Source organism: Streptomyces sp. NPDC054783, assembly GCF_053611725.1.
Genome location: NZ_JBSHAY010000031.1, coordinates 14,353 through 39,519 on the forward strand (window position 1 = coordinate 14,353; position 25,167 = coordinate 39,519).

The following is a 25,167-nucleotide window of genomic DNA, read 5'->3' on the forward strand; positions in this document are numbered from 1 at the left end:
TCAGACCGTCAGGCGACGACGTAGAACGGGTCATGGTCCATGACGTGCATCGGCCGGCGCCAGTTCGTGATCCGGACGGCGACCTGGGTGTTGTTCTCGTTCGGGCTCACCCACGTCGTCTCGCGCTGCGAGGCGGGCAGCCTGGTGCCGCCCTCGTAGGTTGAGGCGAACGGGTACCCGCCCCAGCACGTGCGCCCCGCCCGCTTCATGTCCGGCGGCGCTGTGCGGCCCCCGCAGACCGCCTGCCGGTTCTTGCTCTTCTGCCTGGTGTTGATCACCAGTGCAGCGGCTTGCCGCCGTTCGGGTCGCCGTAATGGCCGCCCTGGGCGCGGAGCTTGCGGATCCCGTCATCGATCCAGGGGATATCGACCATCGACTGGCCTTGACGCGGACGGTGGCCCACTCGCACTCGCTGAGCCGGTTGATCAAGATCGTGTCGACCCTGTATGTGGCGTTCGCGCCCGGCGCCAGTGCCCCCGCGGTAGTGGCCGGTGGGGCGGTCTGCACGGCCACCGGCGCGATGTCAGCGTGGATCACCGCCGAGGCTGCCGACCGCTCCACGGCCGCCTGCGACCATCGGGGCCGCACGCGCCACGCACACGCCGAGCGGAAGTTGTCTCGACTCCGACTCCCTCCAAAGCGCGGTGGACTGGATGCCGGGCATCGCCGGTGCGCACCGCGGCATCGGGTACGCGGCATCGGGTGCACTCGGTGGCTGCCCCCCGGCCGCGGTGCGGTCCCGGCTGCTGCGGGCTGTGCGCCCGCTGGTCGCCCTCGCGCACCGGGTGCACAGCGTCGGCATCGTCCCGGTCGGCGTAGCGCTCCACGCGGGCGCGGGAGTCGTCGGCCGCCTTGGTGAACACGTCCTGAAGGTGGCGCAGCCGCTCGGCCGTCGGATCGAGGGCTTCCACGTCCGTGCGTGACTCCCGCAAGACCTGCAGCGCCGTCAGGTCGATCGCCTCCCGGGGTCCGGTTTCCGGCTCCTGGTCGCCGTGCTCGGGGTCGGCGGCCGGGGGCGCGAGCAGCTGTTCGGGCATCGCCGCCTGCTGGTGCGCGATGACGTCGTACGCCTGGTCCTGCGCGGCGACGGTGGTGCGCAGCTTCTCGCGGACCACTGCGCCGGCGAGGACGGCCCGCTCCTACTGCAACGGGACGCGGGGTATCTCCCACTCCCCCGGCTCCCGGTCCGAAGGCCGGGGCGCGGCCGGTGTGGCCGGGTCGGCCGGGGGCTGCCGGTCCCGGTCCGGTGCGGCGGTCGGCGGGCGGCGGGCAGGTTCGAGATCGGCCAGCGACCAGCGGGCGGTGTAGAGGCGGCAGGCCGGCAGCAGGCCGCGCAGCGTCTTCGGCTCGCTGATGTCCGGGCAGTACGTGGCGAGCGCGGCGTCCACGATTCGTTCGTCAAGGCCCGGCGATCTATGCCTGAGCCGTGTGGGCGCGAGTGGCCAAAAGCCTTGCCACAGGCAGGCAGCGGGGCCCGGGGGCTCCGGCTGCGTGCCCGCCGGGATGGTGTGTCAGACCATGGCGAGCCGGTCCACCAGCAGCTCCACCCTCGGCTCGGTGTACTCCGGCGGCAGCCGTCCGGACCGGGTCAGGGTCGCCACCCCGTGCAGGGACGCCCAGAACACCTCGGTGAACAGCCCCGGGTCGACGCCGTCCCCGGCGACCTCGCCGAGGCACTCCAGCAGCGCGGCGAAAGCGTCCTTGAGAGGTTCCGGGGTGTCCTCCTGTGCGTACGCGAGACCGCCGTCGAGCTGGAAGAGGGCGTCGTAGACCGCCGGGTTGCGTGCGGCGAAGTCGAGATAGGCGCGGGCGAGGGCGTACACCCGGGCGCGCCGGCCGTCCGCGGCGGCGGTCGCGGCCCGCACCGCCGCGGCCATCTCAGTGGCGCCCTGGAGGGCGACGGCGCCGATGATCTCGCGCTTGCCGCGGAAGTGGCTGTAGAGGACGGGCTGGCTGTATTCGATTCGCTCGGCGAGCCGGCGGGTGGTGACCGCGTCCCAGCCCTGCTGCTCGGCGAGTTCGCGGGCCGTCGCCACGATGAGGCGCTCGCGCTCCGCCCGTTCGCGTTCCTTGCGTTCCTGTACCGACATGATTCGATCCTAGCACCGCTAGACAAGAGAGCGGCAGCAGGTCTAGCGTTGCCTCATCAGCTAGCGACGCTAGATGCCGGGAGGGTCATCATGCTCAACGCACTCGAGGTCGTCACCACCGTGGTCGTCGGCGTGATGGTGGGGGTGGAGTTCTCCGTCGCCTTCGTCATCAACCCGATCCTCAACGCACTCCCCGGTGACAGCGGCCAACTCGGCCACGCCCACGGGGGCCGGATGCTCGGCGCCGTGATGCCGGTCTGGTACATCGGCTCGCTCGTCCTCGTCGCGGTCTGGGCCATCGCCGGACGGCACCACGACGGCGCCGGCCTCGTCGTCATCGCCGGCGCGCTGTTGATCCTCAGCGTGGTCATGTCGATCCTGCTGCTCGTCCCGATCAACAACCAGAACAAGACGTGGACCCCCGAGAACCGGCCCGAGGACTGGAAGCAGCAGCTGAACCGCTGGGAGCGCTGGCACTACGTCCGCGTCGCCGTCATCATGGCCGCCTTCGCCGTGCTGGTCACCGCCCTCACCTGAGCCCACGGGCTCACCCGCCCAGTCGCCAGCCGCAACCGCTCGGCCGTGCGCCTGAAGTGCGGCACCAGCACCGCCATCCACATCCGGAACCCGGACACCGACACCCTCGAACTCCGCTGGTATCGCAGGACGGGGGCCCAGCGACACCCACTGACCGATAGCGGGAGGAAGTACCGAAGATGGCCATGCTGCAGAGTCTCGACCCGCACACGCCGATGTTCGCGCAGTTCAAGGAGAAGACCGGGCCCATCGTCCTGGCCAACACCTTCGTCGTCCCGAAGGAGAGGACCGAATCGTTCCTGGCCCTCTTTCGCAGGCAGGCCGAGTTCATGAAGGCTCAGCCGGGATTCGTCGCGCTGCAGATGCACAAGGGAACGGCGGACAGTCAGCTTCTGTTGAGCGTCGCGGTCTGGGAGTCGACCGAGGCGCTCGCCACGGCATTCGGCAGCCCGGAGTTCCAGCGTATGGCAGCCGAGTTCCCCGACGACATCGTGTCGTACCCGCACATCTTCGAGCAGATCGACGTATGACACGGCAGCTGCGGCCAGGGGGCAGCCGGAGAAGCCCTGCCCTTTCCCGGGCAGTCACGCATCCATGCCCCATGCCGGATCGCCAAGGCCACCGAGCACCCCACCACGCGTCGCCCCGCCCCTGAAAAGGAGTCCCTATGGCCGTGGAACTGAATCACACCATCGTCCCCGCCCGTGACCCGCAAGCCTCGGCGCAGTTCCTTGCCGAAATCCTGGGCCTGAGTGTCGATCCGCCGGTGGCGCACTTCACGCCGGTCACGCTGGCCAACCAGGTCAGCCTGGATTACGACCAACTGGACGACTTTGAGCCACACCACTACGCGTTCATGGTCAGCGAGCAGGAGTTCGACGCCGCCCTCGCCCGCATCCAGCACGGTGGAATCACCCACTACGGCGATCCCGCATGCCAAGAGATTGGGCAGATCTATCACAGCGAGCGCTCCAAAGGCCGCAGGGGCACTTACTTCCACGACCCCGACGGACATCTCATGGAAATCCTCACCCCGGGCGGCGCCGGGTCGTGAAGCCGATGGCGGTTCAGCGGATCACGGCTTCGCGGTGGCGGGATCGCGTTCGTAGATGCGCGGTCAGCCCCGCCGGCTCGAGGTCCCGCCCACCGACCGGACGTCCGGCAAATCGGCATCGGCGAAGACGAACCGGCAGCCCAGCGCGGTCAGAGACGCCCCGAGTAAGGCGATCCTGGCGCCCTGCCGGGGGTAGGCGACCTGCTGGTCGCCGCCGTCATCTGCCCCCGCGGGACGACACCGCGGCGGTGGCGCACAATCGCCACTCCCCTGGCGGCAGCGGGCCACCGAAATCCCGACATCCGGGAATGCAGCTGCCGCTCAGATCCCACAACTGCGATCCCCACAAACTACGGCGCTCGATCAGCCGCGTCCGCGCGGCCTGATCAGGCCCCGCACGACTCAGCAGGCTCGACGAAGCTCACCAAGCTCACGAAGACCCGCAAGGAGAAGAGCAATGTCGCTGAAGCAGTTCAACACCGTCCTGGCCGCCGCCTTCATCCTCTTCATCCTCTGGTTCGGGGGCGAGTTCATCCTGAGGCCGGAGACGACGGCGCCGAGCTTCGGCCTGCCGAGCTGGCCGCCCGGCGACGGCGACGGCTTCCTGATCATCAAGGGAATCCGCGACGTCGTCTTGGCCCTGGTCCTGGGCATCCTGCTGGTGACGGGCCACCGCCGGGCGCTGGGTTGGGTGCTGCTGGTGGAGGCCCTCGCCGCGTACGGCGACATGGCCACCGTGCTGACCCACCACGGCTCCGTGGCCACCGCGCTCGGCGTCCACGGCCTGACCGCGACGCTGATGGTGGTCAACGGTCTGCTGACAATGCGCGAGACCCGCAAGGTCGCGGCCGCTCCGGCGACGCCCGCCCCGCAGCCCGCCTGACGCCACCTTGGTGCGTGTCGGTATTCGCGGGTCGGTGCCCGCCGGGAAGGCGAGGCGCACGGTCTTCTTCCAGGTGGTGGCCTGGCCGAGACGGCGCTGTGGCCGGCCTGCGAGCCGGCCACAACCTGTCATGAGCGACAGGACGACCCCGGCGACCCTGCTCCGGCCGGAAGGATGCGCTCACTCTGGAGGACGAGACTTGCACGTAAGGTCACCGGTCATCGACTTATCGGAGGAAGAAGCCCGGTTATCGGAGGAAGAAGCCCGGCTCTCTTACGGCCACTGTGGACGCCAGGGCGCGCAGTTCGCCATCGCTGATGCGTGTTCCGTACGAAGCGAGCACGGTCACGGCACCATTCCGGCGCACGAAGTAGAAGACGGCGTGCTGCCTAACAGTGCGCCAGGTGTTCGGGGCCACCAGCTCGCACGGCATGTGGTACAAGGGGCCGCTATCGCCTTGCGCCTCGCAGACCGGTGGGTGGAAGCCGGACTCCACTGGTGCCACGGTCACATGGATGGCCCAGTCATTCGGATCGTTGGCGTCGACGCCGGCCCGCTCGGGCCACAGTCGGTAAACGAGCTCATGACCGTACCGGGTGGCCCATGGATGGTCGAGGCGGTAACCGGTGACGTCGGGCGCGAGCAGGGGGACGCCGGCGTCCGCGAGCTCGCTGCGCTTGCTCGCTTCAGTGCGGTGGTCACCCACGAACCCCGAAAGCGGCCACGACAGACCAAGAGCAACAAGCAGCACGATCCGGGGCCGCCAGAAGACGGGACGGGGCGCGGTCAGGACAGTGGCCAGTGCGAACAGGGCGGCCGAGGCCAGCGGGAGAACCGCTGTCGGGAGGCTCCCGACGAGAGCCCGATCGCTCAGCTCGGCCCCGAACCAGAAGAGGAGGCTGGTGAGCACGGCAACCGGCCAGGCCGGCCGGACACCCGCGAAGCGGAGCAGCAGCCAGCTCGTCAGGAAGCCGACCATCGCCGCCGCTCTGAGTAGCAGAAGAGCCGACCCCAGGCAGCCCCACTCCTGGTGACCACACGGGAGGAATGCGCCCGAGGGCCAAGCGGAAAGCGCGGCGGCAAGCACAACCAAAGCAGTCCCGAGCCCGGCTCCGACCGCCGACGACCTGGCCACACGGGTTTGCAGGAACGAGCGCCACCGGGCGGGTCCCCGAGCCCCTCCAGCTCGTACCGATGCCATCTTTTCTGCCGTCCCCTCCGCGAGCCTGCCCCGGAGACCGATCATGGGTGCGCGAGAGAAGGCGTGACATGAGTACCCGTACTCAACTGGCCCGGATGTTTGACGCGTTGACCCAGTGAGCTTGTTCCGCTTTGACGGGCACCATCGATGTGGTGGTCAGGCCGCCAGGGCGGCGGCCTCGTAGTCGGCGGGACTGCGATGGGCGAGGCTGCTGTGCACTCGGTGCAAGTTGTACGAATGCTCGATGCGCCCCCGAGCAAGAACCTACTGACCACCGGGCCGCCCGCGGCCCGTCGCCGTCTCCGCCACCGTCCGAAGACGCCGTTTGCGCGTGCGGGGGCGAGCGCCGCGCCTAGAGTGTCCCCATGACGGGGCTGGAGGCTGGGCTGTGGGGCTTGTTCGGCGGTTTCGCGGTCGAGGGACTCGACTTCGTCGACGCTGTGCACCGCCTCCGACGGGTGCCGTGGCGGGCCTCGCCCGACGACCCGTTACCTGAGGCGGGTCCGTGGGCGTTCGCTGTGGCCGAGATCATCCGCCTCGTGGTGGGAGCCGGTCTGGCGTGGGCCGCAACCGACACCCATCAGGTTTCGGGTCCGCTGGGGGCGCTCGCCATCGGGGCGGCCGCACCGATGGTGCTGGGCCAGCTCAGCCGGGCGCTGCCCCTGACGCTGCCGCCGGGCTACGGCCCACCCGAGGAGGCGCCTCGAAGCACATCGGGCGAGCGCCAGGCCGAGCGCGCCGACGGCACAGCCGCCGCGGAGGCGACCGAGACGGGACGGAGGACCGAGTAGTGCGCGCGGACACCTTTCCCGGGCGGGTGCTCGCGGTTCTCTCCCGCCGCTCGCCGGCATTCCGGCCTCGGCCGGGCCAGCCGGCCACTGTGGCCGGGGCGTTGCGCCACTGGCTCCGTGCCTCCCCCCGAGTCTCCGCCTCCACTGGCATCGCCCGAGTCTCCGCCCCCGACCCGACGGGCATCGCCCGGACCACCGCAAGCATGTACGCATGGGATCCGCTCGTGCGGATCGTCATGAGAGCCCGGGTCGACCGCCTGCACGAAGTCGTTGACGTCGCCCGAGACCGCGCCTACTCGGTGGCCGACTCGCTGGACCGCCTGGCCCGGGTGCACTGGCAACTCTCCCGCATTGAGGCGTTCGGTGACGCCTTCAGAGCGGCGGAAGACTGTGCGTCAGCAGTCACCGAGGCCCGGGAGCGGGCGTTCGCCGTGGCCGTGGAGATTGAGAACGGCCAGGTCCGGCAGGACATTCACGCCTTCGCCGCGGCGATTGCAGAAGCGTTCGACGCGGCCACTTCGATGCATCGGGTGTCCACCTACCAGCAGGGACGCCACGTCAGCCCGACGGCTGTCGAGAAGGCCAGAGCCCAGGCTTTCGCCCTCGCTCAGGAGTTCGCCGTCGCGGCAGAAGCCCTCACTCGGGTGCGCGACGACTTCCGGGGGGCCGCCTTGACGGACGCCGTCCTGGACGATCTGCCGTTGGCGGGTGTCACCTGGGACGTGCGGACCTCGTGGCCCTTGAGCTGGGACGACCGTATCCGGCGCGCCTCGGACAGGATCGGGCCGGGGGTGTACGTGGTGCGCACGGATCCTCACGAGGTGCCTGCCCCCAGCCACACATAGTCCTGGCGTTTCTGGGCCCCCGCTACGCACGACGGGTCTCGGCCTCCCCTCACACCTGGCTTTAGGATCAGTGCCTGTGGCAGAGGTCCCCGATGAGTTGATCAAGCTGGAACGATCCACCGAGGAGGAACGCACGAAGCTCGCGCGCCTCACCGGTGACGAGTACGACGCCCAGTGACGCCGCTGGCGCGAGGCCTTCGAGGCCGTGCAGACGGTCATCACCGCGCACGGCGAAGCCGCCCAGGCCAGCCGTACGAGGTGGAGCAGGCTGTGAAGAAGGCCGTGCGGCACGCCCAGGATCCGGGTCCGGAGGAGTTCGAACGAGGCGCGGCCGTACATGGCTCGCTTGAGTAAGAGCTCAGAGCTGTGGCGTCCTGGCAGCGATCTCGAACCCGGAGGACTCGTCCCACGGAACCGCCCCCCACAGGCTCACCACGGCAGCCCAAATGCGGTGCGCCAGAGCCCAGTCGGGGTTGTCACCGCTGAGAGTGACGGTGGCCAGCAGGTCGCATCCCCAGATGCCCCGCTCGTCATCAGGCGATGCAGCGATCACAGACTCTGCGATCTCGGCTACGCCCACGTGTACTTCCAGCGTCAGCAAGTCCGCGACTGGCCTGTCGCTGTCGCCGCTACCAGTACCGAGCCTGAACGCGGCCACCGAATCCTCCAACGGCCCCAACCACTCGCCCACCAGACGGTCGCCGCTCTCCAGGAGGTAGTCCAGCAGGCGATCAAGCGCCTCGTCGCCTCTGTCTTCTCCAGAGCGGCAGAAGAAGCTGAGCTGGTAGACCACGATTCCCCCGTCGTCCGCCCTTGACCGGAAGCTGTTTCCACTGCGTCATCATGCACGGCACACCTGCGATCGCGGTCGGCGGAGTCTTTACGACCGAGTCAGGCTGCTGTGGTGGTGCGCTTGCCTGCTGGTGGGCTCGTGGTGATGGGGCGGTTGTCGCAGAGCAGGGCCCCCAGGACGTCGACGCGGCGGCGGGCGAGGGCGATGACGGCGGGGATGTGTTTGTGGCCCTGGGCTCATTTCTTCAGGTACCGAGCTTCAAAGCGTGGTGTCGGCAGGGACTGACGGCTCGTGATCCCTGCGGTAGGCCGACGGCATGAGGTATGCGCAAGGGGGCGGGCTGACCGACGAGCGGCGGGTCTTCCGCGAGAAGCTGAGGATGGAAGCGTCCGAGCGGTTCGCCCTGGGCGACGAGAACGCGGTCATCGCGCACGACCTGCGGGTCAGTGTCCGGTCGGTGCAGCGTTGGCGCAGGGCCTGGACCCAGGACGGGCCGAGAGCTTTGGCCTTCAGGGGACCGGCGTCCTTGCCGCTGCTCAGTGACGAACTGTTCGCCGTGCTGGAGGAGGAACTGGCCAAGGGGCCGGTGGCACACGGCTGGCCGGACCAGACCTGGACCCTGTCACGGATCAAGACCCTCATCGGGCGCCGGTTCCACAAGAGCTGCACGGTGCAGGGTATTGCCGCGCTGCTCAAACGGCACGGCTGGAGCTGCCAGGTGCCGGCCCGCCGGGCGGTAGAGTCCGACGAGGCGGCAGCGGCCAGCTGGGTGAAGGAGACCTGGCCCCAGGTGGGAGGACCGTGGCGGCGCTCGATGCCTGGCTCGTCTTCGAGGACAAGGCCGGCCTCTCGATGACGCCGCCCACCCGCCACACCTGGTTCCGCCGTGGCCGCACTCCCGTCGTGCGCGTGCGGGGCCGCTCCCGCCGCCGCTTGTCCGTCGCTGCCCTGGCCTGCTACAAACCCGGCGAACGCTCGCGGCTGGTCTACCGGCCCTGTCCGGACGCCCGCCCAGATGGACGCAAGAGCTTCTCCTGTAAGAACTACCGCGACCTGGTCCAGACCGCAGACCAGCAGCTTGGCGGCCCGATCGTGCTGGTCTGGGACAACTTGAACGCCCACCTGACAACAGGGATGCGCCGCTCCATCGCCGGACGCGACTGGCTCACCGTCTACCGACTCCCGCCCTACGCACCGGACCTCGACCCGGTCGAAGGCATCTGGTCGGTACTGCGGCGCACCACTACGGCCAACCGCGCCTTCGCCGACCCGCACGGCCTGATCACCGCCGTCCGCCGGGGCCTACGCCGGCTCCAATACCGCCACGACGTCCTCGACGGCTGCCTCACCGAACCAGACTGGTGCCCGCCCCACGATGACGATGTGACTGAGCGCCTCAGTTGGCGAGCGGAACATCGATGAGAGAGCGCTCGGACGAAGGGCGGCGCTCATGAGGCCGGATGCGGAGATGCCCGGCGTCGGACTGAGCGCGAGCTCTAGCAGCACGGGGGGCAGTATCGGCGGCCGTCGTACTGCAGCGCCGGTCGGCGCAGGATCTCGCCGAGCCAGTCGGTGGTGAAGGCCGCCAGGTCCTCGACCGGTCCGGTACGCTCGCGCGGCACGATGTCCGGGCGCTCCTGCGTCAACGCGAAGTTGCAGATGTGCAGTTGACTGCACCGTACGGTGTCCGCCTCCAGGGAGGCACCGAGTGCAAGGAAGTGCACTCGCTGATGGCTGAGGTCCACCACCAGACGCATCTCGTCGTGCTCCGCGGTGTTGCCGTCCTCATCGAGTTCGTCGCGGGGGAAGAACAGTACGTAGGTGTCGCCAGGCCGGCAGGGCCATTCCCGGGCGCCCTCTCGAACCAGGCGCAGGAACTCGCGCTGGGACGTGTCGCAGTTCTCCGGAGATTTGTCGTGTTCATCGAACTCGAACCAGAGTGGGCGCACGGGTGTCATCGTAGGTGCTGGCAGCCCTGCCGTTCGACGGAGTTTCTAAAGCACGCAGTCACAGACGACATCACGCTTTCAAAATCAGTAGTAGGTGCGGTTGGGTCCGTCGCGGATGATGCTGGTCTGCGCGGAGAGGTAGAACACTCTGCGCAGGCGGCGGCTGCAGCGCTGGGGCCGACGGAGGTTGCCCGTGCGGCGTCCGGAGCCTTTGGCGACGGGGACCGGGCCGGCGGCGGAGGCGAGGTGACCGGCGTCGGGGTAGGTGGCCAGAACGCCCGCGGCGACGAGGAATTCGGCGCCGAGAATGGGACCGAGGATGGGGCCGATGCCGGGCATCGACTCGATGACGGCGGCCTGCAGGTAGGTGTGGAAGGTGTCGCTGATCTGCCGGTCGAGCTGCTTGAGCCGTTCGTCCAGGGCCGGCACTTGTGCTGCTAGGTCTGCGGTGATGCCCGCGGCCGTGCCCTGGCCGGGCAGTTGGATGTGTTGCGCGTGCGCGGCGGTCAGGGCGGCGGCGACCGCTTCGGGGTGGCGCACGCCTCGTGCGGCGAGCCAGCGGGTCAGACGAGTTCGGCCGCAGCGTCGTAGGGCGGCGGGGGTCTGGTAGCCGGTGAGCAGGACGAGGGCGCCTTTGTGGTCGGCGTAGTCGAAGGCCGCTTCCAGAGCGGGGCTTATGCCGGTGAGCATGTCGTGGAGGTGGTTGAGCAGACGGACCCGGTCGGCGATCAATTCGGAGCGGTGGGTCGTGAGCAGAGCCAGGTCAGCGGCCAGATTCGTGGGCACCTCGACGGGGCGAAGTCCTTCCGCAGACGGGCGGTCTCGGCGATTTCGATGGCTCAATTTGGCGCAGGAGGTTCACGCTCCACGTGCTGCACCGTCCGGACGCCGTGAAGCGTACGGTCGAGGCGTTCACCAACGGCCCGAACAAGCCGACGCCCGAGCAGGCGAAGGAGCTGAACGAGGTGATCCGCACGTCGATCTGTGATCACTCAAGGGAACCGGGAGGCGCTCTACCGGCGGACCGCCGAGATCAGTCCGCCGGGCCGCTCCTCGCGCTGCGGCGGGGTGCTGATCGGGCGGCCGTAGGCGGCAGCGCGCTCGCGCAGGGTGTAACTGTCGGCCTCCCAGCCGTGCCCGGCCAGCCAGCCCACCGGGTCGTCGGGCATCTCCGAGACCCACATGGACGGCGCCGATCCCGGCACGGCGTCCGCGCCGAAGCGCTCGATCACGCCGCGCGAGCCCAACGTCAGCCCCATCCGACTGCCTGCCGCCGACTGCGCGCTGATCCGGGCCAGCAGCAACTCCACCGCGTCCTCGGGCAGATAGATCAGCAGTCCTTCGGCGATCCACACGGTCGGCATCGCCGGGTCGTGCCCTGCGGCGGCCAGCGCGCCTGGCCAGTCCTCACGCAGATCCACCGCGACAGTGATCCGCTCGCAGCGTGCGACGGCCCGCTCCTGGCGCAGTACCGACGCCTTGAAGTCCAGTGGCGCAGCGGTGTCGACCTCGAACAGCCGGGTGCCCTCGGGCCAGTCCATCCGGAAGGCCCGGCTGTCCATGCCGGCGCCGAGTAGCACGACCTGCCGGACCCCGGACGCGGAGGCCTGCTGCAACAGGTCGTCGAGGAACTTCGTCCTGATGACGATGGAGAACGCCACGCCCAGCCGGCGACGTCGCGCGGCCTCGTCACCGGGTGGCGGCGAGGAGGGCCACAGGCCGCCGGCGGCGGCGAAGGCCTGTGCCAGTGGGTCGCGGAACAGCGCATTCTCCCGCTCGGTCTCCAGCGCCCGCACCCTGGCCACCCCCACCGCCGTGGCCCACACTCCCGACGGCTGCACCCGCTCCTGGTCATCAGTCACCGCCCCAGCCTAAAGGGTGTTGTATAAGGCCGTGCTCGGGCAGGTCTGGGCCCGTGGTTACGGCCGGAGGCCGCGACACTTCGGTCGCGGACCGGGATGAGCGTGCCGTCCACGATCCACATCCGTTCCGGGATACCCGCCGAGCGGGAGACGGGCTCGAGTGCGAGCAACGGTCCCCACCGCTGGATGCCCCGGCACACCGTGGAGGAGGAGGCACCGAACAGCGGGCCCAACTGCCGCATGGTCAGGTTCGTGCGGTAGTACACCGCGACCATCAGCACCCGCTCGCCCAACGGCAAGGCCCAACGCCGGCCCCGCAGCGTGCCGTTGCCACCCCGCTCCCGCACCACCTTCAACCGACCCGAGAACTGCGTCATCCGCAGCCCCGTGAACGTCTCCACCCACACCCGCTCAGCACGTAAGACCCCGGCCATACCAGAGAGATGACCAGCTCAGAGCCTTGTGCAACACCCTTCAAGCCTGTCCCGCAAAGGCTTCCCGGAGACCCGCCGAGTCGGTCGGGCTGAGACTCTGCCATGATCGCCTGTCGGCGAGAGGGGCTGTGATGGCCATTGACGAGCGACCTGACCCGGTGCAGATCATCGCGAGAGTGGGGACGGGCTTCTCCGCGGAGCAGCCCGAGCGAGCGGTCCAGGTGTGGATGCATCTCGCCGCGAAGGCGGGTTGGGATGTCAGCCGCGTCGACGGGGCTTCCGTCGACCTGGACGCTGGCGAGTGCGGGATCGTCGACGTAGAGGGCCTGCGATACCTGGTGCGTCGAGGCCGAAGGGTGCGTCGGACCCTGTATGACGACAGTGGGGGGAGGCTTACTCAGCGACCGATCTTCGGTTTCGCTACATGGGCGGAACCGGTGCTCTCCGCGGACAGCATCATCCCCTGAGGCCGGCACAAGGGTCTCGCGCTGTGTCTGGGACGATCTTGCCGTGGCTGGTGTGATCTCCGCGTCGGAACCATCCTGGACAGCCCCGTTCACCGGACTGAGCCTGCGAGCATTTGGAAAACTGCTCACCCGGCTGCGACGCGAGGCAGTCGATGCGGCACGTCCTGGACGGCCGTGGTCGCTGCCGCTTGAGGACCGAGTGCTGCTCGTCGCCGTGTACTGACGCACCAACCTGACCGTGCGACAACTCGCGCAACCGTTCGGAGTCTCCAAGTCGGCGGCGGATCGCATCGTCGACCACACAGGACCGCTGCTGACACTGCACCAGCGCCGACGCGCGACCACCAAGTGGCGGAGCAGTCGAAGACATCTCATGTCGCTGGCAGGTCAAGTCGAGGCATCGGTGGCAAGCGCGACGGGCGTCGTGAAGGCTCGGTCGGGGTCGTAGTGCGTACGGGTTCGAAGGCAGTGGTAGAGGCAGCCGAGAGCGATCCCTCGGCTTCCGTCCGGCCGCCGCGTGCGCGGGCTCAGGGGGTGGGCAGGCCGCCCGGGCGGGCGGGGCGGCCGAAGCGGACCGGCACCCCGGGCGAGTACAGCACGCTCACCGGCGGCCCGGATGGCGACGGCAGCCCAGCGGCGGTCACCAACTCATCCTCGCAATGCAGAAGTTCGGCCCGGTGCAGCGGCCAGCGCGGGTGGGTGTTGGGCAGGTACACCGGCCGGCCGAAGAAGGCGTTGTGCATGCCCCAGCGGGCGGTCAGGAAGTCTTCGAGGGCGGTCGGCTCCGCGATCCGCTCGCCGATGCGCACCGCGATCCGACTGCGTGCTCCGCGCGGTCCCGGCCAGCGACGGCTGCTGGTGTAGCTGATGGTGTCCGCGTCGCGGCGGATCGCCATCCTGGCCCACATGTAGGGCAGCCGGAAGGCGCTGCGGGCGACGGCCACCGGCAGCAGCCGCGAGGCCTCCAGCGAGCGGAACACCACGCCGCGCCGGCCGTGCCGGTCCACGGAGTACAGCCGGACGTTGGTCTCCGGGAAGGTGCCGAGGTACGGGATACCCGGAACCTTGAACCAGCCGACCCGGTACATCCGGAACGCCACCAGGCCGATGTAGGTGAGCCCGTCGTGCGTGTCCGGCACGGTCCCGGCCGGCAGCAGCGGCGCCACGTCCGCCGGGTCGGCAGCCCAGTGCAGGAAGGACAGGTCGAGCCAGGACTGCGTGAGTAGCGTGTCCGCCAACTCGCGCACCGGCTCGGGCGTTATCGGCTCCACAGGGGCAGGGGCGAACGACATCGCACCAGCGTCGCACACGCCTTACGGCCGTCCACTCGGGCCCCCGGCCAGCCCGGTCGAAGCGCATACCGCACCGCTCCCACCCCAACGCGGGCTCCCCCTCGGCACCCGGGTGCCGAAGCCGAGGTCGACTTCGGGGACGTGACGATCCGTCTGGCCGGCCGGCAGGTCAAGTGCAGTCTGTTCTCCTTCCGCCTGATCCGGATCTCGTCACGACGTTCCGCGACGTAGGTGCGGACGCGTCGCAGTCGAAGCGGCCCAGCAGCCGCCGTAATGTCGTTTCCGTAGATGGGCACCGCTTTGGAAACAGCGGATCGGGCCATACGCGAAAGTGTTCCAGGACACAGGACGGGGCGTCAGCGATCCACTCGCCTCCCGCGAGCAGAGAGGCTCCTCCGGCCAGAACCGCGCACGCGGTCAGGTCACGACGGCGACGCATCGCCGGTCTGGTCCGTGGGGGTGGAGACACCGGGTGGCCCCTCGGGAGGCAGAGCCTGGTCCTCGGTCACGTCCTCCTCTTTGGGGTGATGGGTGCCGCGTGGCGGGCCCGCCCAGGCCGCGAAATCGTCGTCGAGCTCGTCGTACTCGGCGGTGTCAGGCCCCGTCATCGGTGTCTCCTCGGGCGTGGCGGCGCGGTTCGTGGATCTCCAGGAGGTCGAGGTCGGCGGCACGGATGTACAGCCCGCCCGTGCCGGGCATGCGGGGGCCGAAGGCGCCGTCCGGCTCCATGCGGTACTGGGACTCCAGGTAGAGGTCACCGGGCTGTGGATAGGCGGAGGCGCGCGAGCGCGTTCCGTACCACCCTCCGGCCCATCCGCCGTTCTTCAGCCGGACCCGGACGAAACACGCCCCGCGGTCCTGGAAGAGAGCGTCCCACGCGGTGGGCGTCCGATCGTGCACGGCAGCGCGCCGACGCCTGACCCAGCGCGCTTCCGCCCACGCCACCAGCGTCGGCAGGACGACGACAAGGAGCAGCAGCCACAGACCGGCCGCCCGCGGCCGGTCGGCGACACCGGACAGGGGTTCCTTCCCGTCGCCCCGCAGCAGCCGTACCAGCTGGGGGCCGGCGGCGATCAGATAGGCGGCATCGAGCAGGACACCCACGCCGAGGGCGCGCAGGAAGCGGTTGCTCACCTCCTGCTCGGCCTCGCGGATCCCCAGGAGCCGCTCCCTGGCGAAGAGGTAGGAGGTCCCGGGCAGAATCAGCAACACCAGGATCGCCAGTTGCTGGGCAGTACTTGGTGTCATTCCCCGCCCTCCTGTTCGCGCGCACTGACAGCCACCCTCCGGGCCAGTGCGCTCAGTTCGCCGAGGTCCAGGTCATAGGCGCGGGTCTTCACCCAGGTTCCCAGTGCCGGCTTGATGAGCTCCAACTCCTTCGCGGCCCGGTTCAGCAGCTCGGTCGCCGTGGGCTCGTCGTCCTCGTGCCAGGCGAGCCGGGCGACTACGAGCAGGAGGAAGGCGGCGAGGACGCGTTCCCGTGTCCGGCAGCGCCGCTCCAGGAGGTTCAGGGCGCGGGAGAAGCACTTCCTCGTGCGAGGCACGATCCCACGCAACGCGCTCTCCACACCGTCGTCGACGAGAGCGCGCACCTCTTGCAGAGCGCCGGGTCCCAGCGGCGGCGAGCCTGGCCGGTCGCTGATGCGCCGGTCCGCCTCTTCGAGGAGCCGTGTCGTCTCCCGTCGCATCTTTCGGGCGCCCCGGAGCGACTCGGTCAGCACCAGAACCCGGTCCAGGACGGCGATCGCGTCCGCCACATGTCCGCGGGCGAGCAAGGCCTCCCCGAGCAACCGGGAGGCCCGCGCGGTTTCCGGCTGCCTGTCCGCCGCCTCGAAGACGGCACGGCACTCCTCCAGGAAGGCGAACTCGGCATCCCGGGTCGGCCGCCCGGACTCCAGTGCCAGCAAGGCGTTCGCCCCGGCCTTGAACAGCGTCTCCTCGTCGCCGCAGCGGCGGGCGTGTGTCCAGCCCTCGAGGTACGCGGCGAGGCCCTTGTCCAGATCGCCTCCCCTGCTGTGGGCGACACCGAGATTGAGCAGGACGTGCCCACGCAGCGCGGAGTCGTCCGCCGCCTTGTCCACGGCGATCCGCAGCGCCCGCAGCCCGGCGACGACGGCCTCGTCGTAGCGTTCCTCCTGGGCGTAGGCCAGGCAGAGCGAGCCGAGCACGGAGGCCACCTCCCCGTCCGAGAGCCTTCGCCGGACGGCCGGGCTGTCGACGAGTGCGAAGTGTGCGACCCGCTCGTAGGCGGGCCTCTGCGCGAGGTCGCCCGGTGTCGGGTCCGGCGGCTCCGTCATCATGCGCCCACCAGGCTGAAGGGCGCCCACAGGTAGGGGTGCAGGAAGGGACGCTCGGGCACACGGCGGGACATCAGACGCCATCGGATCTCGGCGGGGAGCCAGTCCTGGCCGAGCACTTCGGTCACAGTCGCCGAGCGGAGCCACAACTGGGCCCGCCGCAGCGCTTGTGCGGGCGATTCGGGAACGCCGGGCGGTTCGCCGTACGGGGACGACTCGATGCCGTGGCCGAGCAGCCTCCGGTAGAACGCGATCATCAACAGCACCGCCGCGGTGTCGTTCGTCCTCCAGCGCGTGCAGACGACCCCGGCTCCGCCGGCCAGCAGGATGCCGGTGGGCAGCCCGATCGCTTCGTCCGGTAGCCGGGGGTCGACGAGCCCGGTGTCGCAGGCGGACAGCGTCACCAGCCGGGCCCGCTCCAGCGGCCGGGGCCAGGTATTCAGCAGGTCGGCCGGGGTGATGCGCCCGCCGCCGAGGTCGAGCCCGGACGCGAGCGGATCGGCGGGGTCGTACGCGCCGTGGCATGCCAGGTGGACGTGGGTACCGCCGCACAGCGCGTCGATCAGGTCCTCCGTCGTGTACCGGTCCTCCGTCCCGTGCGGATCGCCGGTCGCGTCTCGGCTTTCGCCGACCGTGGCGAACAGCCGTCGGAGCGTCTCCGCCTCCTGCGCGGCGAGGAGTCCTCCGTCCTGGCCTGCGTCGGACGCCGCCACGAGGACCGGTTCGCACGACGGTGCCGCGGCCCGTTGTCCGGCCGCGAGGAGCAGCCGCACCGACGGTGCGTACGCGACCGCGTACGTCGCGAGGAGCGGTTCGCCTGTCGGAGGAAGTAGCGCGGCGTGCAGGGGCAGATGGGCGATCGGGCCGCAGGCGACCACGACCACACCGGCTGCCGTGCCGAGGGACTCGGCGATCGGGCCGATCAGCTCCAGCCCGAGGCGCGGGAGCAGTTCCCGCAGCTCCCCTCCCTTCTTGCGCACGGTCCTGGCGAAGGCGCGTGCAAGGGCACGGGCGTCCGCACCGGTCAGCGTGGACTCGACGGCTTCGACGCGGGGCCCGGGATCCCTCTGGTGACGGACGATCAGGGACATGCTCCCGCTCTTCGTCGCGGCGATATAGCAGAGCGGTTCTCCCGGTCGCGCGGCGCCCAGGATGTCGTCACGCGTCATCTCCCGCAGGAAGGACTCCATGCCGGGCAGCGCCCTGACCCGAGCCAGGGAGGCGGCCAGCTCTGCCCTGGCCTCGTCGAGGAGTCCGCCCAGCTCGTACTCGGCGGAGTCCATCTCCCGTCCGCCGTCCCCCGGCAGTTCGCGGCGGCGCAACTCCCGGTTGCGGGCCTCCAGGGCCTGTACGGTCTCGGCGGCCCGCACGTAGGAGGTGTGGGCCTTCGGGTCCGTCTGCGCCAGCTGCTGGAGCTGGTCGTGGTCCGGTGACAGGGCCGGAGTGAAGGTGCGTGTCCTGCCGCGGTCCAGGCAGAGCACCGCCTCCTCCAGCTGGCCCGCGCGAGCCAGCGCGTAGGCGGCCCGCTGGTGCAGATCGCCGGCCGCGCTCAGTCGGAGCTCACGTGAGGAGCTCACCAGACAGACACGGAAGAGCTGGTCGTCCGCCTCTACTGCCTGCTGGTACGCGTCGGCCGCCGCGGACCAGTCGGTCCGCTCGGTGAGCGCGTCGCCGAGCTTCTCCGCCGCGGTTCTCAGCAGGTCGCAGCGACCGTACGCCCGGTGCATCGCTTCCCGGAGAGCCGACAGCTCCCGTTCCCGCAATTCGGCTTCGCGCGAGGGGTCCAGTGTGCGGCAGAGCCGGCACGCCCTTGCCAACGAGATCAGCTGGAAGCCGAGTTCGGACTGGGTCGGGAGGCCCTCGTAGGCCGCGACGGCATCTTCGATGTACCCCAGCCCCCGCCGTCCGGTCGTGACCCGGTCCTCTGCCCCGCCCCTCTCGGCTTGTGTGAGCAGGGCCCAACCGAGCTTGGACATGCTGCGTGCCCACAGGTGGGGAGCGGTGTCCCTGTTCCGGTCCGCGAGTGCGGCCTCGTGGAAGCGGATCTCCTCGTCGTACTCGCCGAGGGCGCCTGCGACGATGGCCAGCTTGTCGTAGGTGCTGGACGCCTCGCTGCGGTCACCGATCCGTTCGTAGACGGCGAGCGCCCGCAGCAGATGCTCGCGTGCGCGTCTTTCCGGCATCGTAGCCGCGCGAGGCGGCGGGCACGGTGGCCTCGCCCTTGACCGACCGGGAGTCGGTGATCGCGGCAGTAGGCTCGTCCTTCACGTTGGCCAGGCGGCGCAGGCGGGCACGCAGCGGACCGTACAGCCCCTTGATCAGGTAGTTGTCGCGCCAGCGGCGGAAGACGCGGTTCGCGGCCCGCCACTTGGGGAAGTCGGCCGGCAGGCTCGCCCAGCGCCGTCCCTCAGCGACCAGGTGGCGCACCCCGTCGATCATCTGGCGGTGGCAGTATCCCTCTGGCCGTCCGCCGCGTTCGTTCATCCAGGCCGGGACCGGCAGCAGCGGCCGGATCAGGGCTCATTCTGCGTCGGTCAGGTCGGAGGTGTAGCGGCGAGCGCCGTCCCGTTGGTCGGCGGCGTTGCCGAACTGGTGGGCGAGGTAGTCGCACGGCGATACGCCGCAAGTGGACGCGGGCAGGACATTCACGCCGCTGTGGAACACCAGGGGCCTCCTGGTGTTCGGTTGACTCGACATCACCGAGCTGTGCAGGAGGCCCTTCTCCTACGCATTCTCCGCCGAGCCGTCACCCGAACGCGATCGATCAGTACGAACGATCGAGCGCGAGGCGTGTCACGCGGCTTGGAAATCGCTTCTGACACGATCAGTTACTGGTACAGGCGCTCCAGGTACCGCGAGCCGTAGTACGCCTCCAGCTCCTCCACACTCTCCGAACGGCGATCGTGCGCCTTCGCGAGCACCGCGCGGGACGGCGCCGCTTCCGGCCGCCAGGTCTCCGGCTGCCAGACTCCGCCGCGCAGCAGGGCCCTCGGGCAGTGGTAGAAGACCTGGTCGATCTCGACCAGCAGGGCCAGCTGTGGACGATTCCCCTTCACCACCATGTCGTCGAAGAAAGGCGCATCGCGCAGGATGCGCGCGCGGCCGTTGATGCGCAGCGTGTCGGGGCGGCCGGGGATCAGGTAGAGCAGCCCCACGTGGGGATTGGCCAGGATGTTGCGGAACCCGTCGGCCCGGCGGTTCCCGGGACGTTCGGGGATCGCGATCGTCGTGTCGTCCAGCACGAGCGTGAACCCGGCCGGGTCACCCTTCGGTGACGCGTCGCAGCTGCCGTCGGCGCCCGAGGTCGCCACCACGCACAGCGGCGACGCGGCCAGCCACTGGCGGTCGTGCTCGTGCAGGCGCGGCCGGACCTTGACCAGCGCGCCCGGTGTCGGCTCGCCGAGCAGTTCCCCCAACTCGTCCGGTGACGTCACCTCGACCAGGTCTGTGAGCAGCACGGACCTCACCCCCTCCCATTGGTACGTGAACAGGTCGAGCGTAGACGACGGCTCGCTGTCAGGGGCCCGTGCGAGGATCCCCCGGAATCCGCACGCCAGCACCCGAGCGGGGACCGGGCCTCGACGCCCAGGGGTTTCGTCAGAACCAGCCGCGGCGCGGCCATGTGTCACGCACTTTGGAAATCGCTTCAAAGGGAATGAGCACGTGTTGAGCTGGGCCGTGGCTATGAAGCGTCGGCGTAGGCGAGATGGGCGGCGCAGACTGTGCAGCGGAAGAGCATGGCGCTTGCCCCCTGCCCCAGGTGGGTCAGGAAGTTCTCGAGCTGGGACGCGTCGTGCCAACCGCCCAACCGAAGGTCGAGCTGAAGCTGGTTGAGTGCTTCGGGGTGGGCCGCCAGTTCGGTGTATCCGGCCTCGCCGATGAAGGCGGCCGCGTCGTTGCAGTGGACAAGCCAGTGCGGATCCTGCCAGGCGTGGAAGCCGGGGGTGCGGCGGGTGACCTGCTCCAGGGTCTCCGCGCTGACGCCGTCGAGCCCGTATGCGTCGGTGAATTCACCTTCGAATCGTTCAGCCGCGCTGCCGTCGGCGATGCACCAGGGGCAGAATCTCCCGCTGGCATCTTGTGCCGTGTAGAAGGTAGCGGTGTAGATCCACCCCGTGCTGCGGTTGCAGCAGGCGCAGGTCTCTGCGCTCTCACGGACGGACCCGCTTGCGACGGGGTCCGGGTGGTAGCGGAAGTGGGGCAGGCCGGCGCTCACTGGTGAGCCTGCCGCTGCAAGGAGAGGTCCGTCTCGGCACCGGTGGTCTGTGCGTCGACGGGCGTACCTCTGAACCTCATGGGTCGCAGTCTGTCCGCAAGCAGGATCGTGATCAAGCGGTGAGGTTGAAGTCCTGCTGGTCGGAGGTGGGGTGGATGCACTCGTGCTCACGGCCGGTGTAGAAGCGCCAGTATGAGTCGAGGTCGCCGTCGGCGACCAGGGTGCGGAGCCGGACGCGGCTGCGGCTGCGGAAAGGCCCCGGCGGGCGCCGGTGATGTCGAATCGGCCGGCGATCGGATGGCGACAGGAGGCCTCGACCGCGCCGGTGGCGATCGGTCAACCGTTGGCAAACGCCGATTCGTGACCGGAGCTGGTCGAGAGCTGGTCGAGGTGCCCCGTCAGGTAGCGGCGGCAGGCCTCGAATGCCTCGCGTCGGGAGGCGGGGATCCGTTCCCGATCGGCTGGTCGGTCATCTCGTCGGCGGCGTGGGCGACCTGGCCTGCGAGGATCGCGGTCAGGCAGTTGACGGCCCAGGCTTCCGCTTCGGTGGTGCCGGGCTTGCGGAAGCCATGGGCGACGGCCCAGACATACGTCGGCGACATGGACCAAGTCCACCAGGACGTGCACGGTGATGCCGCGCCGGTCCGTCTCTGCGGCGATCAGGTCGAGCTGGTGGCGGGCGCCGTCGACCAACACACCGCGGTGTGGGCGGCGGCCCGGCTCGGCCAGAACTGATCGCCGTCGAGTTCGTTCTTGAGGGTGGCGACGAACGACTCGGCCAGTGCATTGTCCCAGCACTGGCCGGTGCGACCGACCGAGAGCCGGATACCCGACTCAGCTGCCCATGCCGGGATCAGTGGCCGTCGACGACGCCAGAGGCCGCGATCTCGACCCTGCCCTTGGGAGCGCCGGACTGCGAGCCCAGGGCCTCGATCCGGTCGACGAGTTCCCGGCCCTCGACGACCTCGCCGAAGACGACGTGCTTGCCGTCGAGCCAGGGGGTGAGGACAGTGGTGATGAAGAACTGCGAGCCGTTGGTGTTGCGGCCGGCGTTCGCCATCGACAGCAGGTACTTGCGGTCGTGCTTCAGCTCGAAGTTCTCGTCCGCGAACTTCTCACCGTAGATGCTCTTGCCACCGGTGCCGTCGTGGTTGGTGAAGTCACCGCCCTGCAGCATGAACTGGGGGATGATGCGGTGGAAGCCCGAACCGGCGTAGCCATAGCCGTTCTGGCCCGTGGCCAGCTCACGGAAGTTACGCGCGGTCTTCGGCACGACCTCGTCGAACAGGCTGAAGACGATCCGGCCGACAGGGGCACCGTTGATGCTGATGTCGAAGTACACGTTGCTCATGGGGGTCATCCTGTCACCCCGGAGCCGGACACGCCGAACGGGCCACCGGCCACCGCACATCCATCTCGGACTGAGCGCCGGGCGCGTTCCGGGCGTACGGCCGGGTACGGCCACACCAAGTGCAGTGAGGCCGTAGTCGGTAGGCGGGGCGGAACCGCCCGCAGCACGAGCAGGAACCGCGCCCAGTGACGGGACCGGTGCCGAACCGGCAGCCCGACGCCATCGCGCCGGACCACCTCGCCGAGGAATACCACCGTCCCGCTCCCCTACCGACCGCCGCACCCGGTCCAGCCACCATTACCTGCTCGGCCGGGGCCCGCAGTTCAGCCCCGCCGCCAGTCGTCACCATGTGGCCGTGCGCGCCCGGCGCGCTGCGTGTACAGCCTGCCCGGCGAGGCCACCGCCTCCTACCCCGCCTCGACATCGCCTGCCACCTCACGATCGCGACCTGCTCGGCAAAGGCCCAACCACCCGCTGAGCCAGCCCCGCATCCCTCATCGCCCCGACCCCAGCACACCAGCCGACACCCCGTCGGTTTTCCGGACCTCCGGCTCGCTGTGCGCGCTGTCCGGGAGGTCCTCGTGCGTGCGGCTGGGCAGGTCCTGCCAGCGGTGGAGCAGGCGCTGAGCCGCGCGGCGGGGGCGTTCGGGCAGTGGGCACGGGGGCACGCGGCCTCTTCGGCGGGGCAGGCATCCGGCCCGTCGAAAGCCCGGTCCGGATGGGGGGCCGTCACCCGTTCGAGGGTGTTGAACCGGCGGCCGGGCGCGAGGGCTCGTAGCGTCCTGCCGAGAGGACGTGTCCCGCATCGGCAGGCCCGCGGGTCCGCTCCTGCCCCGCTCACCAAGGAGGCTCCTGTGACTCCCACCCGCACACGGCGACCCGTCACCACTGCGCGCCCGGTCCGGCCGGCCGCTGCCAAGCCCGCTTGGTCGGCCCCGGTGGTGGAGTGCCACCGCACCGGCGCCGAGGTCACCGCCTACGCCGGACAGACCGCCCCGTGGCGCAACCGCTGACCCGCGACCGGTTCACCGCCAGGCTGTACGACCTGCGCGGACAGTACTGGGACAGTCACCCGTTCCACCAGCGCCTGCACTCCGGTGGCTGTACGCCGCCGGAGTTGCGGCGCTGGGTCGCCAACCGCTGGTACTACCAGCTCTGCCTGACCCGCAAGAACGCCGCGATCATCGCCAACTGTCCGCTTCCGGAGGTCCGTCGGGTGTGGTCGGAGCGGCTCGGCCAGCAGGACGGTCCGAGCGGCACCGAGGGCGGGCTGGCCGACTGGCTGGTGCTCGCCGAGGCGGTCGGCCTGAACCGGGCCGAGGTCCTCGACGAGCGGCACGTCGCCCGCGGGGTGCGCTTCGCCGTCGACGGCTACCTGCACTTCTGCCAGACCAGGCCGTGGACCGAAGGGGTGGCGGCGGCGCTCACCGAGATGTTCTCGCCCGACCACATGGCCGACCGCGTCACCGCCTGGCGCCGGCACTACGAGTGGATCGCCCCGGCCGGCTACGCCTACTTCGAGCACCGCATCCCCGTCGCGCGCGAGGACAGTGCCCGCACACTTCAGCTCGTCCTGGACCACTGTGTCACCGCCGAGCAGCAGCAGGCCGCGATCGGCGCCCTGACCTTCAAGTGCGACGTCCTGCATGCCATGCTGGACGCGGTCGACTACGGGGCCGTCCGGTGAGCACCGCCTCCCCCGCCGTGACCCCCGGCCTGCGCAAGGGGGTGCGGCTGGTGCACGACCCGGTCCGGAACCAGGCCGCGCTGGTCTACCCCGAGGGGGTACTGCTGCTCAACGCAAGCGCCGCGGCCGTGCTCCGGCACTGCGACGGGAACCGGGACGCGCGAGGTGTCACCGCCCGGCTCCACGACGAGTACCACGGGGTGGACGGCGAGCAGGTCGGCGCGCTGCTCTCCGACCTCGCCGAGCGGCGGCTGCTCACCCTGGACGGCACCGGCACGCCCGTCCATCTCGTCGCGGCCGCCGGCCCGTCCGGCATCGCTGTACGCACCCCCGCGCCGCTCGGCCTGATCGCCGAACTCACCTACCGCTGCCCCCTCCAGTGCGCCTATTGCGCCAACCCGGTCGAACTCTCCCGTTACCGGGCTGAGTTGACTGCCGACGCATGGCTCAGGATTCTCGACCAGGCACGAGGACTGGGCGTGCTCCAGGTCCACTTCACCGGCGGCGAACCGCTGCTGCGCGGCGACCTGACGGTCCTCATCGAGCGGGCCCACCGTCTGGGTCTGTACACCAACCTGGTCACCAGTGGCATCCCGCTGGCCGCCCGGCGGGCCGCCGAACTCGCCGAAGCGGGCCTCGACCATGTGCAGCTCTCGCTCCAGGACACCGAGGCGAGCCGCGCCGACGCCGTCGCCGGGCTCGCCGCGCACAACAGAAAGCTCACCGCGGCACGGCGGTTCACCGATGCCGGTCTGTCGCTGACCGTCAACGTCGTGCTGCACCGGGGCAATCTGGCCCGCCTCGGCGATCTCGCCGACCAGGCGGTCGCGCTGGGCGCCGACCGGGTCGAACTCGCGCACACCCAGTACTACGGCTGGGCCTGGCGCAATCGCGCCCACCTCGCGCCCAGCCAGGAACAGGTCCGGCAGGCCGAGCTCGACGTCGCCGCGGCCCGGGAACGCCACAGCGGGCGGATCGAGATCGTCCACGTTGCCGCCGACCACCACGGCGACGAGGTCAAGCCGTGCATGAACGGCTGGGGAGAACGCCAGCTGGTCGTCGCGCCCAACGGCGACGTGCTGCCCTGCCTCGCCGCCGCCCAGTTGCCCGGCCTGCCGGTGCCCAGCTCGGTCACCGAGGACCTGGCGGCGATCTGGCACGACTCCCCCGCCTTCAACCGGTTCCGGGGCACCGCCTGGATGCCGGAGCCGTGCCGCAGTTGCGCGCTGCGCGAGGTGGACCACGGCGGCTGCCGCTGCCAGGCCTTCCAGCTCACCGGCGACCCGGCCGCCACCGACCCGGCCTGCTCTCTCTCGCCGCACCACCACCTGGTCACCGACCCGGTGGTGGCCGCCGGTGCCGCCCCGGCGCCCAGACGCTTCCGCTGAGTTGCGTCCGGGGCCGGGCCCGAGCGTGGC

The 25,167-nt window shown here is 70.0% G+C and carries 31 protein-coding genes and 4 pseudogenes; 13 read left to right on the forward strand and 22 right to left on the reverse strand.

What is annotated here, in order from left to right:
- Window positions 1–8 precede the first annotated feature (8 nt).
- From ACWGJ5_RS36605 to ACWGJ5_RS36620, 4 genes are all read right to left on the reverse strand, one after another.
- A complete protein-coding gene (locus ACWGJ5_RS36605) occupies window positions 9–278 on the reverse strand; it encodes a NucA/NucB deoxyribonuclease domain-containing protein (protein WP_453313945.1) in 270 nt (89 codons plus the stop codon).
- A gap of 255 nt (window positions 279–533) precedes the next feature.
- Window positions 534–1,115: a hypothetical protein gene (locus ACWGJ5_RS36610; protein ID WP_453313946.1), complete on the reverse strand. Its 582-nt coding sequence runs from the start codon at window positions 1,113–1,115 to the stop codon at window positions 534–536.
- 24 nt (window positions 1,116–1,139) lie between these two features.
- The gene (locus ACWGJ5_RS36615) at window positions 1,140–1,388 is read right to left on the reverse strand and encodes a hypothetical protein (RefSeq protein WP_453313947.1); all 249 of its coding nucleotides are present in this window, start codon (window positions 1,386–1,388) and stop codon (window positions 1,140–1,142) included.
- A 123-nt stretch (window positions 1,389–1,511) separates the two neighbouring features.
- Window positions 1,512–2,090 (reverse strand): TetR/AcrR family transcriptional regulator, encoded by a 579-nt coding sequence (locus ACWGJ5_RS36620; protein ID WP_453313948.1) that lies wholly within the window; start codon window positions 2,088–2,090, stop codon window positions 1,512–1,514.
- Between the two features lie 90 nt (window positions 2,091–2,180).
- Here ACWGJ5_RS36620 and ACWGJ5_RS36625 point away from each other — a divergent pair, with 90 nt between their 5' ends.
- From ACWGJ5_RS36625 to ACWGJ5_RS36640, 4 genes are all read left to right on the forward strand, one after another.
- Window positions 2,181–2,627, forward strand: coding sequence for an anthrone oxygenase family protein (locus tag ACWGJ5_RS36625; protein ID WP_453313949.1), 447 nt, complete (start codon window positions 2,181–2,183; stop codon window positions 2,625–2,627).
- Window positions 2,628–2,806: 179 nt separating this feature from the next.
- Complete coding sequence (locus ACWGJ5_RS36630; protein ID WP_453313950.1) at window positions 2,807–3,157, forward strand: antibiotic biosynthesis monooxygenase family protein; 351 nt, start codon at window positions 2,807–2,809, stop codon at window positions 3,155–3,157.
- A 137-nt stretch (window positions 3,158–3,294) separates the two neighbouring features.
- Complete coding sequence (locus tag ACWGJ5_RS36635) at window positions 3,295–3,681, forward strand: VOC family protein (protein WP_453313951.1); 387 nt, start codon at window positions 3,295–3,297, stop codon at window positions 3,679–3,681.
- A gap of 457 nt (window positions 3,682–4,138) precedes the next feature.
- A complete protein-coding gene (locus tag ACWGJ5_RS36640) occupies window positions 4,139–4,564 on the forward strand; it encodes a DUF4267 domain-containing protein (RefSeq protein ID WP_453313952.1) in 426 nt (141 codons plus the stop codon).
- 247 nt (window positions 4,565–4,811) lie between these two features.
- Here ACWGJ5_RS36640 and ACWGJ5_RS36645 read toward each other — a convergent pair whose 3' ends face one another.
- Window positions 4,812–5,543, reverse strand: a complete 732-nt coding sequence (locus tag ACWGJ5_RS36645) for a hypothetical protein (RefSeq protein WP_453313953.1) — start codon at window positions 5,541–5,543, stop codon at window positions 4,812–4,814.
- 587 nt (window positions 5,544–6,130) lie between these two features.
- On the opposite strand from ACWGJ5_RS36645, the gene ACWGJ5_RS36650 reads away from it, so the two are divergent.
- Both ACWGJ5_RS36650 and ACWGJ5_RS36655 read left to right on the forward strand, forming a co-directional pair.
- Window positions 6,131–6,556 carry a hypothetical protein gene (locus ACWGJ5_RS36650; RefSeq protein WP_453313954.1) on the forward strand — a complete coding sequence of 142 codons (426 nt, stop codon included), beginning with the start codon at window positions 6,131–6,133 and terminating at the stop codon, window positions 6,554–6,556.
- On the forward strand, window positions 6,556–7,401 hold the full coding sequence (locus ACWGJ5_RS36655) for a hypothetical protein (RefSeq protein ID WP_453313955.1): 846 nt from the start codon (window positions 6,556–6,558) through the stop codon (window positions 7,399–7,401). The genes ACWGJ5_RS36650 and ACWGJ5_RS36655 overlap by 1 nt, the downstream gene beginning before the upstream one ends.
- Before the next feature lie 358 nt (window positions 7,402–7,759).
- On the opposite strand, the gene ACWGJ5_RS36660 is transcribed toward ACWGJ5_RS36655, so the two are convergent.
- Complete coding sequence (locus ACWGJ5_RS36660) at window positions 7,760–8,194, reverse strand: hypothetical protein (protein ID WP_453313956.1); 435 nt, start codon at window positions 8,192–8,194, stop codon at window positions 7,760–7,762.
- Window positions 8,195–8,510: 316 nt separating this feature from the next.
- Here ACWGJ5_RS36660 and ACWGJ5_RS36665 point away from each other — a divergent pair.
- Window positions 8,511–9,616, forward strand: a protein-coding gene (locus ACWGJ5_RS36665; protein WP_453313957.1) for an IS630 family transposase whose coding sequence is annotated in 2 segments (ribosomal slippage) — window positions 8,511–8,954 and window positions 8,957–9,616 — 1,104 coding nt in all. Because the reading frame shifts where the segments join, the coding sequence is not laid out codon by codon here.
- A gap of 74 nt (window positions 9,617–9,690) precedes the next feature.
- Here ACWGJ5_RS36665 and ACWGJ5_RS36670 read toward each other — a convergent pair.
- The 4 genes and pseudogenes from ACWGJ5_RS36670 to ACWGJ5_RS36685 all read right to left on the reverse strand — a co-directional run.
- On the reverse strand, window positions 9,691–10,143 hold the full coding sequence (locus tag ACWGJ5_RS36670; RefSeq protein ID WP_453313958.1) for a hypothetical protein: 453 nt from the start codon (window positions 10,141–10,143) through the stop codon (window positions 9,691–9,693).
- An 87-nt stretch (window positions 10,144–10,230) separates the two neighbouring features.
- Window positions 10,231–10,982, reverse strand: a pseudogene (locus tag ACWGJ5_RS36675) (transposase); the annotation flags it as partial.
- Between the two features lie 174 nt (window positions 10,983–11,156).
- Complete coding sequence (locus ACWGJ5_RS36680; RefSeq protein ID WP_453314029.1) at window positions 11,157–11,969, reverse strand: class I SAM-dependent methyltransferase; 813 nt, start codon at window positions 11,967–11,969, stop codon at window positions 11,157–11,159.
- Between the two features lie 89 nt (window positions 11,970–12,058).
- Window positions 12,059–12,439: pseudogene (locus ACWGJ5_RS36685) on the reverse strand (helix-turn-helix domain-containing protein); the annotation flags it as partial.
- A 131-nt stretch (window positions 12,440–12,570) separates the two neighbouring features.
- Between ACWGJ5_RS36685 and ACWGJ5_RS36690 the strand changes: the two are divergent.
- Entirely contained in the window at window positions 12,571–12,906 is a 336-nt protein-coding gene (locus tag ACWGJ5_RS36690; protein ID WP_453313959.1) for a hypothetical protein, read from the forward strand.
- Between the two features lie 43 nt (window positions 12,907–12,949).
- Window positions 12,950–13,243, forward strand: a pseudogene (locus ACWGJ5_RS36695) (helix-turn-helix domain-containing protein); the annotation flags it as partial.
- A 190-nt stretch (window positions 13,244–13,433) separates the two neighbouring features.
- On the opposite strand, the gene ACWGJ5_RS36700 reads toward ACWGJ5_RS36695, so the two are convergent.
- The 10 genes from ACWGJ5_RS36700 to ACWGJ5_RS36745 form a co-directional block, all read right to left on the reverse strand.
- Window positions 13,434–14,198 carry a YqjF family protein gene (locus ACWGJ5_RS36700; protein ID WP_453313960.1) on the reverse strand — a complete coding sequence of 255 codons (765 nt, stop codon included), beginning with the start codon at window positions 14,196–14,198 and terminating at the stop codon, window positions 13,434–13,436.
- Between the two features lie 422 nt (window positions 14,199–14,620).
- A complete protein-coding gene (locus ACWGJ5_RS36705) occupies window positions 14,621–14,806 on the reverse strand; it encodes a hypothetical protein (protein ID WP_453313961.1) in 186 nt (61 codons plus the stop codon).
- A complete protein-coding gene (locus tag ACWGJ5_RS36710; RefSeq protein WP_453313962.1) occupies window positions 14,793–15,446 on the reverse strand; it encodes a DUF6338 family protein in 654 nt (217 codons plus the stop codon). The genes ACWGJ5_RS36705 and ACWGJ5_RS36710 overlap by 14 nt, the downstream gene beginning before the upstream one ends.
- Window positions 15,443–16,498 carry a hypothetical protein gene (locus ACWGJ5_RS36715; protein ID WP_453313963.1) on the reverse strand — a complete coding sequence of 352 codons (1,056 nt, stop codon included), beginning with the start codon at window positions 16,496–16,498 and terminating at the stop codon, window positions 15,443–15,445. The genes ACWGJ5_RS36710 and ACWGJ5_RS36715 overlap by 4 nt, the downstream gene beginning before the upstream one ends.
- Window positions 16,495–18,678, reverse strand: a complete 2,184-nt coding sequence (locus ACWGJ5_RS36720; RefSeq protein ID WP_453313964.1) for a CHAT domain-containing protein — start codon at window positions 18,676–18,678, stop codon at window positions 16,495–16,497. Before ACWGJ5_RS36720 ends, ACWGJ5_RS36715 begins: the two co-directional genes overlap by 4 nt.
- Entirely contained in the window at window positions 18,614–19,012 is a 399-nt protein-coding gene (locus ACWGJ5_RS36725) for a transposase (protein WP_453314030.1), read from the reverse strand. Before ACWGJ5_RS36725 ends, ACWGJ5_RS36720 begins: the two co-directional genes overlap by 65 nt.
- Before the next feature lie 3 nt (window positions 19,013–19,015).
- A complete protein-coding gene (locus ACWGJ5_RS36730) occupies window positions 19,016–19,159 on the reverse strand; it encodes a hypothetical protein (RefSeq protein ID WP_453313965.1) in 144 nt (47 codons plus the stop codon).
- Window positions 19,160–19,323: 164 nt separating this feature from the next.
- A complete protein-coding gene (locus tag ACWGJ5_RS36735; RefSeq protein ID WP_453313966.1) occupies window positions 19,324–19,953 on the reverse strand; it encodes a pyridoxamine 5'-phosphate oxidase family protein in 630 nt (209 codons plus the stop codon).
- Between the two features lie 224 nt (window positions 19,954–20,177).
- Window positions 20,178–20,711 carry a CbrC family protein gene (locus ACWGJ5_RS36740; protein ID WP_453313967.1) on the reverse strand — a complete coding sequence of 178 codons (534 nt, stop codon included), beginning with the start codon at window positions 20,709–20,711 and terminating at the stop codon, window positions 20,178–20,180.
- A 398-nt stretch (window positions 20,712–21,109) separates the two neighbouring features.
- Complete coding sequence (locus ACWGJ5_RS36745; RefSeq protein ID WP_453313968.1) at window positions 21,110–21,313, reverse strand: hypothetical protein; 204 nt, start codon at window positions 21,311–21,313, stop codon at window positions 21,110–21,112.
- On the opposite strand from ACWGJ5_RS36745, the gene ACWGJ5_RS36750 reads away from it, so the two are divergent.
- A complete protein-coding gene (locus ACWGJ5_RS36750) occupies window positions 21,312–21,446 on the forward strand; it encodes a hypothetical protein (RefSeq protein WP_453313969.1) in 135 nt (44 codons plus the stop codon). The two genes, ACWGJ5_RS36745 and ACWGJ5_RS36750, sit on opposite strands and share 2 nt — an antisense overlap.
- A 29-nt stretch (window positions 21,447–21,475) precedes the next feature.
- Here ACWGJ5_RS36750 and ACWGJ5_RS36755 read toward each other — a convergent pair.
- Window positions 21,476–21,568: pseudogene (locus ACWGJ5_RS36755) on the reverse strand (hypothetical protein); the annotation flags it as partial.
- Complete coding sequence (locus ACWGJ5_RS36760) at window positions 21,565–22,062, reverse strand: peptidylprolyl isomerase (protein ID WP_453313970.1); 498 nt, start codon at window positions 22,060–22,062, stop codon at window positions 21,565–21,567. The gene ACWGJ5_RS36760 and the pseudogene ACWGJ5_RS36755, both read right to left, overlap by 4 nt.
- 854 nt (window positions 22,063–22,916) lie before the next feature.
- Between ACWGJ5_RS36760 and ACWGJ5_RS36765 the strand changes: the two genes are divergently transcribed.
- From ACWGJ5_RS36765 to pqqE, 3 genes are read left to right on the forward strand one after another with little or no spacing between them, the layout of a single operon-like run.
- Window positions 22,917–23,075 carry a hypothetical protein gene (locus ACWGJ5_RS36765; protein WP_453313971.1) on the forward strand — a complete coding sequence of 53 codons (159 nt, stop codon included), beginning with the start codon at window positions 22,917–22,919 and terminating at the stop codon, window positions 23,073–23,075.
- Window positions 23,060–23,749 carry a pyrroloquinoline-quinone synthase PqqC gene (gene pqqC / locus ACWGJ5_RS36770; protein WP_453313972.1) on the forward strand — a complete coding sequence of 230 codons (690 nt, stop codon included), beginning with the start codon at window positions 23,060–23,062 and terminating at the stop codon, window positions 23,747–23,749. The genes ACWGJ5_RS36765 and pqqC overlap by 16 nt, the downstream gene beginning before the upstream one ends.
- Window positions 23,746–25,137, forward strand: a complete 1,392-nt coding sequence (gene pqqE / locus ACWGJ5_RS36775) for a pyrroloquinoline quinone biosynthesis protein PqqE (RefSeq protein ID WP_453313973.1) — start codon at window positions 23,746–23,748, stop codon at window positions 25,135–25,137. The genes pqqC and pqqE overlap by 4 nt, the downstream gene beginning before the upstream one ends.
- Window positions 25,138–25,167: the final 30 nt, after the last annotated feature.